This window comes from Olleya sp. YS, from assembly GCF_029760915.1.
In the GTDB taxonomy this organism is placed as follows: domain Bacteria; phylum Bacteroidota; class Bacteroidia; order Flavobacteriales; family Flavobacteriaceae; genus Olleya.
This window is the reverse complement of the sequence record NZ_CP121685.1, coordinates 933355-946155: the sequence shown is the minus strand read 5'-3', so window position 1 is coordinate 946155 and position 12801 is coordinate 933355. Positions and strand designations below refer to the sequence as shown.

13 protein-coding genes are annotated in these 12801 nt (G+C 31.4%); 3 read left to right on the top strand and 10 right to left on the bottom strand.

Translation table 11 applies throughout. The features are described from left to right. Positions 1-20: 20 nt before the first annotated feature. Positions 21-2117, top strand: coding sequence for a M13 family metallopeptidase (locus Ollyesu_RS04415; protein WP_279302589.1), 2097 nt, complete (start codon positions 21-23; stop codon positions 2115-2117). A gap of 68 nt (positions 2118-2185) precedes the next feature. Here the strand turns inward: Ollyesu_RS04415 and Ollyesu_RS04410 are convergent, their stop codons facing one another. Together Ollyesu_RS04410 and Ollyesu_RS04405 are read right to left on the bottom strand one after the other, a co-directional pair. Continuing rightward, on the bottom strand, positions 2186-2884 hold the full coding sequence (locus Ollyesu_RS04410) for a hypothetical protein (protein WP_279302588.1): 699 nt from the start codon (positions 2882-2884) through the stop codon (positions 2186-2188). Positions 2885-2964: 80 nt separating this feature from the next. Further along, positions 2965-5265, bottom strand: coding sequence for a M28 family peptidase (locus Ollyesu_RS04405; protein WP_279302587.1), 2301 nt, complete (start codon positions 5263-5265; stop codon positions 2965-2967). A gap of 110 nt (positions 5266-5375) precedes the next feature. Here Ollyesu_RS04405 and Ollyesu_RS04400 point away from each other — a divergent pair, with 110 nt between their 5' ends. Continuing rightward, positions 5376-5843, top strand: a complete 468-nt coding sequence (locus tag Ollyesu_RS04400; protein WP_279302586.1) for a CBS domain-containing protein — start codon at positions 5376-5378, stop codon at positions 5841-5843. Here Ollyesu_RS04400 and Ollyesu_RS04395 read toward each other — a convergent pair whose 3' ends face one another. The 5 genes from Ollyesu_RS04395 to Ollyesu_RS04375 all read right to left on the bottom strand — a co-directional run bounded on the left by Ollyesu_RS04395 (position 5844) and on the right by Ollyesu_RS04375 (position 9079). Beyond that, complete coding sequence (locus tag Ollyesu_RS04395) at positions 5844-6536, bottom strand: hypothetical protein (protein WP_279302585.1); 693 nt, start codon at positions 6534-6536, stop codon at positions 5844-5846. It abuts the gene before it with no gap. A gap of 66 nt (positions 6537-6602) precedes the next feature. Further along, a complete protein-coding gene (locus tag Ollyesu_RS04390) occupies positions 6603-7700 on the bottom strand; it encodes a DUF2891 domain-containing protein (protein WP_279302584.1) in 1098 nt (365 codons plus the stop codon). Between the two features lie 4 nt (positions 7701-7704). Continuing rightward, a complete protein-coding gene (locus Ollyesu_RS04385; RefSeq protein WP_111658652.1) occupies positions 7705-8052 on the bottom strand; it encodes a hypothetical protein in 348 nt (115 codons plus the stop codon). Continuing rightward, a complete protein-coding gene (locus tag Ollyesu_RS04380; protein ID WP_279302583.1) occupies positions 8049-8585 on the bottom strand; it encodes a GNAT family N-acetyltransferase in 537 nt (178 codons plus the stop codon). The genes Ollyesu_RS04385 and Ollyesu_RS04380 overlap by 4 nt, the downstream gene beginning before the upstream one ends. Continuing rightward, entirely contained in the window at positions 8585-9079 is a 495-nt protein-coding gene (locus Ollyesu_RS04375) for a DUF6265 family protein (protein WP_279302582.1), read from the bottom strand. Before Ollyesu_RS04375 ends, Ollyesu_RS04380 begins: the two co-directional genes overlap by 1 nt. A gap of 174 nt (positions 9080-9253) precedes the next feature. Here Ollyesu_RS04375 and ssb point away from each other — a divergent pair, with 174 nt between their 5' ends. Continuing rightward, positions 9254-9586, top strand: coding sequence for a single-stranded DNA-binding protein (gene ssb, locus Ollyesu_RS04370; RefSeq protein WP_279302581.1), 333 nt, complete (start codon positions 9254-9256; stop codon positions 9584-9586). A gap of 96 nt (positions 9587-9682) precedes the next feature. On the opposite strand, the gene Ollyesu_RS04365 is transcribed toward ssb, so the two are convergent. The 3 genes from Ollyesu_RS04365 to Ollyesu_RS04355 are packed head-to-tail and all read right to left on the bottom strand — an operon-like array spanning position 9683 to position 12801. Beyond that, positions 9683-10843: a hypothetical protein gene (locus tag Ollyesu_RS04365; protein ID WP_279302580.1), complete on the bottom strand. Its 1161-nt coding sequence runs from the start codon at positions 10841-10843 to the stop codon at positions 9683-9685. 2 nt (positions 10844-10845) lie between these two features. Beyond that, complete coding sequence (locus Ollyesu_RS04360) at positions 10846-11283, bottom strand: hypothetical protein (RefSeq protein WP_279302579.1); 438 nt, start codon at positions 11281-11283, stop codon at positions 10846-10848. Positions 11284-11295: 12 nt separating this feature from the next. After that, on the bottom strand, positions 11296-12801 hold the full coding sequence (locus tag Ollyesu_RS04355; RefSeq protein WP_279302578.1) for an AAA family ATPase: 1506 nt from the start codon (positions 12799-12801) through the stop codon (positions 11296-11298).

Genomic DNA, 12801 nt, shown 5'->3' with positions numbered 1-12801 from the left:
CTTATATAAACACTTTTAATATGAAACTCAACTTAAAAAAAACAACTGTAATTGGTATAGTTGGATGCTTGACTATTCTTGGATGTAAAGATGACAAGCCAGCCAAATCAACTGCACAATTAGAAGTAGTTCCAGGAATCAATCTTGATTATATGGATAAAACTACTGAGCCAAAAGACGATTTCTTTAGATATGTCAATGGTAAATGGATAGATACTAACGAGATTCCAGATGACCAGTCCACTTGGGGAAGTTTCCAAGAATTACGTAAAAAAACTGATGCAGATGCTTTAGGAATTTTAAAAGCTGCCATGTCAGACAATAAAGATCTTGAAAACATTCAAGTACTTCCAGGTTCTGATCAAGAAAAAGCGGTCCACTATTACCAAACTATTATGGACACTGTTGGACGTAATAAATTAGGTATAGACCCTGTTAAACCGTATCTAGCAAAAATAGAAGCAATAGAAAACTTAGACGACTTACAAGCTTATATGATAGAAATGGAGCCAAAAGGTGGTGGAGGTTTATATGGTTTTGGAGTTGGAGCAGACCCGAAGGACAGTAACCGTAATGTTGCTTACTTAGGAGGTGGAAGTACAGGTTTACCTGACAGAGATTACTATGTAAAAGATGATGCAGATTCTAAAGAAAAAAGAGCAAAATATGTAGCTTTCATTACATCAATGCTTCAGCGTTTGGGTGATAGTGAAGCAGAAGCTAAAGCACAAGCAGAACAAATTTTAGCGTTCGAAACTAGATTAGAAGAGGCGAAAATGGACAAAGTAGACCGTCGTGACGCACGTAAACGTTACAATCCTAGATCCATTGAAGATGTTCAAAAAATGGTGCCAGCTATTAATTGGAGAAACTACTTATCTGGGATTGGTGTCAAAAAACTAGATACTGTAATAATTGGTGATTTAGGTTACTTCAAAAGATTACAAGACGTTTTAGCAGATGGAAATGTAGATGATTGGAAAGCGTATTTAAAATGGAATACTTTTAATGGCGCTGCAAGGTATTTAAGCACAGATATCGAAACTGCAAACTGGGAGTTTTACGGTAAAGAACTTAATGGGGCTAAAGCACAACGTCCAAGAGACGAGCGTGCTTTAGGATCTTTAAATAGAACCATTGGTGAAGCGTTAGGTAAATTATATGTAGATAAAAAGTTTCCACCAGAAGCTAAGATAAAAGCTGAAAAAATGATTAAAAATGTCATTTTAGCTTTCGAAAACAGAATTAATAAACTGGATTGGATGAGTCCAGAAACTAAACAAAAAGCTATTGAAAAATTAAGAGCGACCAAAGTAAAAATAGCTTATCCAGATAAGTGGAAAGATTATTCCGAATTAGAAATAGCTAGTGTTGAAGATGGAGGGTCTTATTTACAAAATGCTTTAAATGCTCAAGCATGGAATTTTAAAGACGATATTGATAAGTTAGGAAAACCAGTAGACAAGTCAGAATGGTACATGGCTCCACAAATTGTGAATGCTTACTTTAACCCAGCTTATAACGAAATTGTTTTCCCAGCAGCTATTTTACAACCACCATTCTATAATTTTAATGCAGATGATGCTGTAAATTATGGAGGAATAGGAGCTGTTATTGGACATGAGATTTCTCACAGTTTTGACGATTCTGGTGCACGATATGACAAAGATGGTAACTTAAACAACTGGTGGACAGACGAAGATTTAAAACAATTTGAAGCTTTAGGTGCTGCGTTAGCTGACCAATATTCTGCAATTGAAGTTTTACCAGAAACTAATATCAATGGTAAATTTACCTTAGGAGAAAACATTGGAGATTTAGGAGGTGTTTTAGCAGCTTATGATGCGTTGCAATTAAGCTTTGAAGAAAACGGTAGACCAGAAAATATTGATGGTTTTACACCAGAGCAACGCTTTTTTATGAGTTGGGCAACGGTATGGAGAACAAAAATGCGTGATGATGCTTTAAAAACTAGAATTAAAACGGATCCACATTCTCCAGGAATGACAAGAGCGGTACAACCTTTATTAAATATTGATGCGTTCTACGAAGCGTTTGATATTAAAGAAGGAGACAAAATGTATATTGCTCCAGAAGATAGAGTTAGAATTTGGTAATTACCAAATAGTAAATAAAAAAGCCTTCCATATTCTGGAAGGCTTTTTTTATAATATAATAATACGTCTTAGTTTTTTGTTTCTGTTGATGTTGCTTTTGGTGACAATGCGTTTTTAGCAATTAACGCCATATTAAATTGTGGTTCTAAAGCTAAAGCTTTATCTAATAATACAATTGCAGCTGCTTTATTAGTCTCTTTATTCTCATTAAATTTAACTAAAGCATCTAAATAGTAAAAAGCAGCTTTTAGAGGCACTGTATAAGGTTGTTGCGTTTCATAAAAGCTTTTACCTTGTGTATCTTTAACTTGAGCCATCCCTAAATCAATATACTTCTTTGCTTCTGTTAATTTATTTAAATTTAAATTAATCTCTGCCAACTCATAGGCAACTTGAGCATTTTTAGAGGTATTAAAAATTGCTTCAAAAAATGGTAAAGAGCGTTCTAATTCTCCAAGAGACTTTAATGCAACTGCTTTAACTTCTAAAGCTAAATCAGAATCTGTTGCTTTATAATCTATACCAATAGTATTTAAAGCTTGGGTGTACTTACCATCATTTAAATACACATACGCTAAGGTGTCTTTTCTTGCTTGAGATGGTTTTAACACATTAAGATGCGTTAATGCATTAATAACTCCTTGGATATCTCCTTGGGCTTTCATTTGTTTGTAAAATGCTTCGTAATGTTTAATCAAAGCATCATTATTTTGTGCAACACTACTAAAGCTGAAACAAAAAATAATTAAGTAAAGTAGATTTTTCATTTTTATAATTTTAATTGCGCCAAAACTATAAAAATTATTGACTTAAAGTCTTAAAATAGTACTAATTAATAGTTTATATATTATTCAATAATAATAGTTTTATTAACCAAAACTGCATCATTTAAAACAAACGGTTTAGGTATCATATGTCTTTCTCTAGGAGGAATGCTAAACAGTTTATTGTCTAGTAAATCAAACGAAGCTTCAAATAGTTGTAGACTTGTTTTTTGGTTTTTTGGTACACTAATTTGAAGGTCTAACAGGTCGTTTTTACTAACAAAAAAACTAAATAATCTGTTTTTCCAACGATTTACAAACACGAGACTGTCTCCTTTTTTACGGTAGGCGTCAACACCATTAATTTTAAATGATTTGAAGTGGTTTGTCGAGTCCGAAAACACTTCTATGCGTTGTACCTCACGTTGAGGTATCACACAAATATTAAAATGTCTGGTCTCTCCAATAATAGTGTCATTAGAAATTTCAATTTTTGGTAATGGAATATCCTTTATAGGTGCATTAGAAGCATAAGTAAATCCTGAAGCATATTTACTACCAAAAGTATTTTTGTTTAATGCTGAAGCTTCGCTTGGCGATTCTCCTAGAAAGTTTTTAGTGTAAGTATCTAATACATTATCGTAGGTTGCCCAAAGCGCTGAGTTTTTATCTGCGTTTAAAGTATAGACTAAACTGTTAGGTTTTGGTGTGTCTGGTTTAAAATCAGAATGTAAATGTGCTATAAAAAAGGCAATAATTCCTAAGAAAAAAAACAAATAACTCCAGCGTCTTTTATGTTTTAAAAACCCTAAGACAGGTAAACATAATCCAAAAATCAACACCACAAAAACAGTACTTACAACTAGTAATTTTAGTCCCAATCCAACAGGAAACATTTTGACTAAAGGTGACAAAATAAATAACGCAGGAATGCATAAAACAGCCATTAAAATTAAGTTAGGTTGCTTCTGTCTTAGCAAGACAAATAATGCAATAAGCCCGAAATAAACAGGTATAATAAAAAAGCTAGCGCCTTTTAATTGTAAAGCAATTACTGTACAAATAATTAACCAAAAGGTTAGAGGAGCCACCAGTAAACTAGCAGTATTATTTGCTTTATATACTTTACTGTATAATAAAAAACTAAGACCTAAACTTAGTAATGCAAATAACCAAATATAAGTATGACCATTATAGGTAAATCCATGAAGCATCTCACCATATTTTGGATACAAAATGTTTAAAAATTCCCATCCAAAAAAGCCTAATAGTCCGCAACTTAATAAGCTAAAAATAAAAGCTACAAACCCGTTACCAATAGCTTTAAAGTTTAAGATTTTATTTCTAAATCCATAAACAAGTAATCCAATAAATATAAATATGGCAATTAGTAGCATAGGAAGTACCCAACCAAAAGGATAAATAACAGTTTTAAAAATCGGAATATTAAAATAAATATAATCTTCTGTACTTTTAATATTAGCTAAATTAGCTTGACTAAAATGATGTAATAATGGCATAATATAACTGCCTTGATGCTCTAAAGTATTTCTGTCTAGTCGAGCATAATTATCCATCACAGTATGGTAATCAAAATGGTCATCTATAAATGCAAAATTGAAGCCTTCAATATCTCCATCGCGTCTAAAGACCGTTAAATCAGTATCATTTGGAAGCATTTTATAGATACTATAAGCTAACGAATTAGCAACTGGAAATTGCGGATTAGCAGCCACAAACTCTTTCATTAAATTAGCATTACCACCATTTGTTTCAATAAGCATATAACTTGGTCCACCACTACCTCGTGCTTCAAAATTTAAGACCAATCCTACATCTTTTGACCATTCGTGTTTATTGACAAATAGATCCGCACCATTTAATCCTAATTCTTCAGCATCTGTAATACCAATAATAATGTCGTTTTTTGGTGGATGACCAGCTGCTAGAAAAGCACGTAATCCTTCCAAAATAGTAACCACTCCAGAACCTGCATCACTTGCACCAATTGCGCTATGCGGATTACTATCATAATGCGTTAAAAGCATTAATGCTTTGGTGTTTGCAGTCCCTTTAATTCTAGCCAAAATATTAATAGGTTTAGCTATATTTCCCCATTTACTAATAGTATATCCTTCCTGAATTTGTGTTTTAAGCCCAAGTTTTTCTAATTCTGAAATGATATAATGTCTAACCCTTGTGTTTTCTTCGCTACCAGTATAATGTGGTTTTTTTGAAATTTCAGCAAGTTGTAGTAAAGCACGATCTGTGGAAAATTGCTCTAAAGGCGTCTCTAAATCTGAAATTTTGTTAGGTAATAAAGCATTAAAACTTAAGTATATAGAAAGACACAGCGTAAGGATAGCAATTGCTTTTTTTAACATGTCAGGATGGTTTATTGATTGATATAAATGTAGTAAATTATTACTTGCACTAATGATTTAGGATAACTAATTAAAAATCAGTAACTTTAAGTACACTAAAATTAATAGCAATGGGAATTAAAAGTTTTGAAGGTCCACGTAAAGGACAACAGCAGGTAGTACATAATCAATCGTTAAAGGTTAGTGATTATATGACTAGAGATTTAATAACTTTTAAAGCATCACAAAGTGTAGAAGAAGTTATTGACACCTTGATAAAAAAGAAAATTTCTGGTGGACCAGTAGTTAATGATAAAAATGAGCTAATTGGAATTATATCTGAAGGGGATTGTATTAAACAAATCAGTGAGAGTAGATATTATAACTCGCCAGCACAAAATAATAGTGTTGAACGACACATGGTAAAAAATGTAGAAACCATTGATGGCAACTTAAATATTTTTGACGCAGCAAATAAATTTTTAGAGTCTAAGCGTAGACGTTTTCCTATAGTAGAAGATGGAAAATTAGTGGGTCAAATCAGTCAGAAAGATATTTTAAAAGCAACAATAGATTTAAAAAGTCAGAATTGGAAGTAACTAGACACGTCCATGTTTTGGTCTTAAAGCATCTGGATGGTCTGTAATTAATATTTTATGTTTTCCTCTAGCGGTAATTGATGCTATACTAGAGTAGCTATAATCTGCAACAGGGTTTTCTAATTTCATCCATTTAACGTAGCCAGCTATGGTAATGCGTTCTCCAACTTCTACTATTGCTTCGGTGTAACGTAGTTGTTTGTTAAACCCAAATAACCCTTCGGTTTCAATATTATAATGGTTTAATAATTTTTTAAATTCTGGAGTTGGGTCTTTAAACGTTCCAGAGCTAGTTTTACCATCAGTTACTAAATAATCGTAATAGTTTTTTGGAGATTTAGTTGGAAAAACTATAACACGTTCACCAGTTTGCTCTACAAAAAAATCCTGAATCACTTCCTCATTAACAATAGTTTTCCAATGCGAGCTTTTTCCAGTACTCACTTTTTTTTGAATTTTCATTTTATAAAACACACACTTGCGTTGACTTAAAGGCGCTATTAAAGGGTTTTCAATATTTAGAGCAGTCCCTTCAATTTTTGAAAATTTGTTATTTTGCAGACTACCAATTCTACTGTAAGGTAATTGTTTTAAACGTCTTAAAATGATGGTTTTGGGACTAAAAAAATAGATCAAAAAAGCAAACACTACTATGGTTAAAACAATAAGTGCAATTATAATTGGTTTGGTCATTATGTAAAGGTTAATTAAATAGGTTGATACTAATAAGTATTAAAACCATAAGACTTGTTACAATTATTATTCTTCAGCTTTTAACGCATACAACGCAAAAGACGCTAACCAATGTGCTCCTGCATATTCTCCAGTATCCATTTTACTATAACTAGCTTCAAAATGTGTATTAGCTAAAGCTATCATGTTTTGATTATTTAAAATGTATCCTATTTCAAACAAACACCACGCACGACTAAAATTTAAACCATCTAAATGCGCCATTTTTCCGTCCGATTTATCGACGACTTCCACAGTACTAATATACTTAGATGGATTATTTTTAAAGTCAGGTAAAAAGAGGTCTAACCATTTAGTATAGTCTTCTTTTGGTAGTACTTTAGCCATTAAAGAGGCTTCTTGTAAACAAGGTGATAAAAAGTCAAATCCTCCAGGTTCCCAAGTTAATGGACAGTCTTCATCATTTAAGTAAAACATTTTTGCTTTTTCAATAATGACCTGCTCTAATTCTGGACTATATTTTTTGGCATAATCTAAAGCAAAACTCATCCCAAAAGCTGTGTTTGGATGTTCTCCAACTCGGATTGGATAGTTTAACTTGTTAAAAAACTCAATACATTTTTCCTCAATAAGTTGGGTTAAAGGAGCAAGATTTTTAGAAAACTCTTGACCTTCTGGTGTATTCCATTCGTTTAAACTTTCGGCTAATTTTAATAACCAAGCCCAACCGTAAGTACGTTCAAACGTATTGTTATAGACATCGTCAAAATATGCAACTTCCTTTAAAATATTGTCTTTAGTTAAGGTTAATTTTAGCTTTGCTAAAATGGCTTCACGATGCTCAAAATTGGGAAAATCTTTTAGTAAGTTTACTAAGGTCCAATGTCCATGTACAGAACTGTGCCAATCAAAACACCCATAAAACGCAGGATGCAATTCTTGTGGTGTTTTTAAATACGTAGCATCTCCTAAAACTTGACCTAATTTATTGGGATATTCTTGGTCCACACAGTCAAAAGCAAAATGATACAAATAGTTAGCTTTTTTTCCGTCAAGCGGAATAGGAGTAACGTTATCCTCAACCGTTTTGGAAACTTTGGTCGTCTCTGTTGTATTGTTACAACCTAAGCAGAATAGTATAAGTATTAGGTATAAGTATTTCATAACATTATTGGCGTTTTACAAGTGCATAAAAATCGTTGTCTAAAGGTAAATATCCTTGGTCGTAAACAAAGTAATACACTGTACCAGCTTTGGTGGTGTAAATACTAGTAAAATAATTAAAATCGAACCCTTTGGCTTCTAATTTTGTTTTAGTGGTTTTTGTTTTTTGGTCAGGATTTAAACTTTCTAAGATGCGCCAATTTTTACGTAAGCGGTTATTAATGTTACGGATAAGGTTTTTACCATCTTTATTTACTTTATTGTTGTAGGCATTTCTGCATCCATCGCTACAGAATTTTTTATCAATTCTACCTACTATTTTATCGCCACATTCTGGACAAGTTTTAGTCATAAGTTCGGGTTTTTTATTGTGTACCATCTTAGGTCTAGTTTTTCTTCTTCAAAATAAAAATCGTTAACATAATGTAATCCAATTTTTAAAAGTGCGTTATGTGATGCTTGGTTGCCAACCTCTGTAGTTGCATATAATTCTGCAAGATTCATAACATTAAAAGCATAATCTACAGCAGCTTTACCAGATTCTGTAGCATATCCTTTTCCCCAAAAACGTTCAATTAATCTATAACCAACATCGTAATATTTGGTAAAACCATTCATGTTGTACTCTGTGTTTAATCTTAAACCAGACCATCCAATAAAGTCACCACTGTCTTTTTCTATAACAGCAAATCTGCCAATACCATGTTCTTGATATTGTTGTTTTACGCTATCTAATATTTTTTGTGCTTCAGCTTTTGTTTTTATTGGTTTATTACCTAAGTATCTGTGTACGTTTGGGTTAGAATCTAACTCAAACATACCATCTAAATCACTATCTCTAAGCTCGCGTAGTAGTAATCTTTTGGTTTCAATATGAAAGGTCATTATTGTTTTTTGTAATTAAATGCAACTTCTTCGGTTTCACCGTTATCTTCAATGACGACATAGATATTGATTTCAGAATCACTTATTTTTTCAAAAGTGAATTGATCAAAATAGACTCGATTATTTTCAATTTTGACCAATTTAGCATCAACAGTTTCGTCTTTGTCTTCCCAACCTTTAAAGTCATTTCCAAAATGTTTTAACTGAAAAAGAAGTGTGTCATCTACTTGTCTTATACCTCCAAGTTCGTAAAAAACAACTTGCCCATTGCTTACCAATTTAAAACTAAACATCATAGAATCGCCTAATGGAGGACTCCAAATTTCTTCTGTAATTCCGCCAAAAGCTTCCCCTTTCCAGTGACCTTGTATCCAAGCGACTTGAGATAAATCGGCTTTTGGTGAGGTCATACCTTCTTTAAATTGTATCGTGTTGGTTTGTGCTTTACAACTTGTTAAAGCTATTAAGAAGACTATGATTACTAGGTTTTTCATGATTTGTGATTTGAAGCTAAGATACAAATTATTCGTTTACAAACGACAACAAACGTTTACAACCGACATTAAATGTGTAACTACCGAATAAAATTTGTGAGCTGCTTCATCTTTGCAGTGTCGAAACATAACAACTCGATTGCATTAACTGTTTAACATTAAAAATTTAAAATTATGAACACACTTAGAAACAAAGTACAGTTGATTGGAAACTTAGGACAAGATCCAGAAATCATCAATTTAGAATCAGGAAAAAAATTGGCAAAATTTTCTTTAGCAACTAACGAGAGTTATAAAGATGCTAATGGTACAAAACAAACCAAAACGGACTGGCATAATATAGTGGCTTGGGGTAAGACTGCAGACATTATTGAAAAGTATGTTATTAAAGGAAAAGAGGTTGCAGTAGAAGGGAAGCTGACAACCAGAACGTGGGAAGATAAAGATGGAATGAAACGTTACATTACAGAAGTAGTTTGTAACGAGTTATTAATGCTAGGGAAATAACATTAATTGTTAGTTTGTTAAAAAAAGGCTCGCATTTGCGAGCCTTTTTTGCTATTAATCAATTTAAAGGAATCAATAATTCCTGATATATATGAATTAGTCATATTCGTTAATACCATACAAAACTTGCTTCATCTTGCTACCGTTTATTTCTACAGGTTTGTAAGCCGTATTAAATTTATCAATGCTGGTATTTATGTTGTCTTTTAAATTAGAATACTCTAATGGAATTTTGGTTGCACATTGAGCTTCGTTTTCGTAGCTACCAAGCATGATTCCAAATTTTTCATAAAATTTAGCACCTTGGTCTATATGCGAATTGTATAGAGTTATAAATTGTAAAAGACGATCTATTGGAAATTCTAAATCTATTTGCATTTTATGTGCTTTATAACGTTTAGAATCGTCTTCTATTGATTTTTTTAATTCTTCTATATACTTATTTAAGTTTTCTCTAACCGTATCCCAATCATCAGAATTTCTACAATCTTTTATAGAAATCTTGTACTTAATGGGTTTGGTAAAATCTACAAAAAGTTGTTCTAATTCTTTAATGACATTATCATTACTTTTTTGTAGGAAAGCTGTTTCAAAATAAATAGTATTTAAATCATTGTGCATACGTAAGGTAAAGTCTAAAATACACTCTACGTCTTTTATGTTTTCCTCCTTTTCTAATCGACTTGTATTTGAATTAGTAAACAATGATACTATAGAATACACTACTGAAGTATATATATTTTCACCTAAAATTCCTGACAAACTGAATCCTGATTTTTTATCTTTTGAAGAGGAAATATTGTCTTTTAATTTGATAAATTCTGGGTAATTATTTGGATTACTAAGGTTGTTAATTTCATTAAAAGTAGCCACAGTTGCAAAATGATGATCTAAGCTTAATGTTTTTTCGTATAAAATTTTAATAATCTGAAGACCCTTTAAATAACGCACTTTACTAATCTCACTAGCTTCAGACATAGAATTATAGAGTAGCTTTTCTTTTACTTCTTCTTTTTTTATTAAAAGTTGAATTTGTTCTTTTGAGATATTAGTATTACTTAGCTTTATTTTTAATTTTTTAAGCTTTTGATACAACTTGTTATTCTTACTTCTATAAGTGTCTAAAATAGTATTAGTTTCGATAATTAACTCATACAAAATAGTTTCTATTTCGATATTTGGATTGTTTGTATTAGCATAACCCTTAAAGGGAAAACTTATAATACTAAATACAATTATGTATATAAATGTTTTCATAACTATTCTATTTTAAGAGTTATAATTATGGAGTCTGAAGTAACTTCCAGAGGATATTCACCTTTAGTAATAGTGCTTAAATTTTCAGGTATATTTAATATGGTTTTAGTTTCTGCTTCTAATTCAAAGTCATCATCCATTATAAAAATAAGTTCACTCTCATTAGAGTCTTTATTTAATCTTACGCTTACTAAATTAGACTCGTCTTCTTGAGTTAGTTTTGATCTATCTATTACAAGAATTAAATCGTAACTATCATAATGTATTCTAGCATTGGTCATGTTATTGTTTGTAATATCAATATTACATAACCCATTAGTTCCTCTGCAACCTCTACCACTCCAGTTAGCGTTAACATCTACTGGATCATTAGTTTCTTGAGAAAACGAATGATAAGGTATAAACAGTGTTATAATTAAAGTGTAAAGTAAATTTTTCATGTCTTTTAAGTTTTAAAAATCGTATGTTCCATTTTTAGAAACAATATCGTATTCGATATTATTTTTGTTATTATTTAACGGTATTTGCTTTCCTGTTTTATTCCAGTATTCTTCCAAAGCTATTTGAGAACAATATTCTTGAAATTGTGCAGGCGTTTCTTTTAAATTTTTAAGGATGTGTAATTTGATGTCTTCAATTTTGTTAGGGAATTCAAACAATATTTTTTCTGCCATCTTAATCTTGTTTTCATTGCTCATATAGCTAAGCTCTATTGCTCTGTCTATTCTACCTGGTCTAGTAGAAACAAACTCTTGAGTACCATCTTCTAATATTCTTGGCTGCCCAATTGCTTCGTCAATTTTACTAATATCATTGGTTGTAATAATTGTAAAAACACCATCTGTTTTATCTACACCATCAATACAATTTAATAGAGTGTCAAAGGTTAAAGGCGTCTGAACTCGATTTTTAGATTCTGAGCCTCCATTATTATTCTGATTAAATTGATGTCCAAATTGAAATGGAGAAATTTGAGCAATATTTTTTCTTTTATCAAAAACGTTGTCAATGTCTTCTATTAAAGCTATACAAGGCACATTTAGTTGCATACTTTGCCAGGCTTTAATCAGTTCGTCATTTGACATTTGAGCAAGCGAGAAAAAATAAATGGGTAAGTCTAAATCCTCTGCAAAAGCTCTTGCCAAAGCTGTTTTTCCAGTACCAGGAATACCGTACAAAAGCCATCCTCTTTTCCAAGGGATATTTTTTTGATTATACCAATCTTTACTTTTAACCCATAGGCTAATTATATTGATTAGCTTTTCTATTTCTTTTGGGAAAAATAAATTATCTAAAGCGTTACCTTTATTTTTTAGTTCTCTTCCTAAATCGTTATGGTTAACTCCTATAAGTTTATATTGGCTTTGCATAAACCATGAATAACCAAAACCATAATTTTTTTTAGAATTATCATCTTGATCTCTTTCAGGAAAATAGTAGATGTCAAATCTGTTTGTTTTTTCTTCTGCTTCTTCAATATCCCAACTTATTTGGTTTCTTCTTATTGTAGCTTCTTCTACTATTTTTGCAACATCTATTGTACCACGTAACGAGATTATAAATGAAAAACTTTTAGCCTTTACGTTTTGCTCGTTATTACCTTCCTTTTTTGTTGAGGACTCACTATTTGTAGTAAATACAAAGGGAATTCTAAAAAGTTTAAAAAAATATTTTTTTTGAGTTAAGAAAATCATTAAAGAATCTCCAAACTTCTCATATGGTACTAAACCGTATTTTCCATTTCTGAAGGATTCATATTGAGAAGCAAAAACCTTGTCATAGCCTTTAAATTTTTTATTATTTTTTATTAAGTGACCTATTACTTCATTATGAATATCCTCTGTTTTAATTTCTGCTTTTTGAATAAAAGTAGATAAACCCATCCATAAAAATGTTTTAATTTTATCCCAAAAACCTACTATAACTGCTAGTACAGCTCCTCCTTTTAATAAATCCAT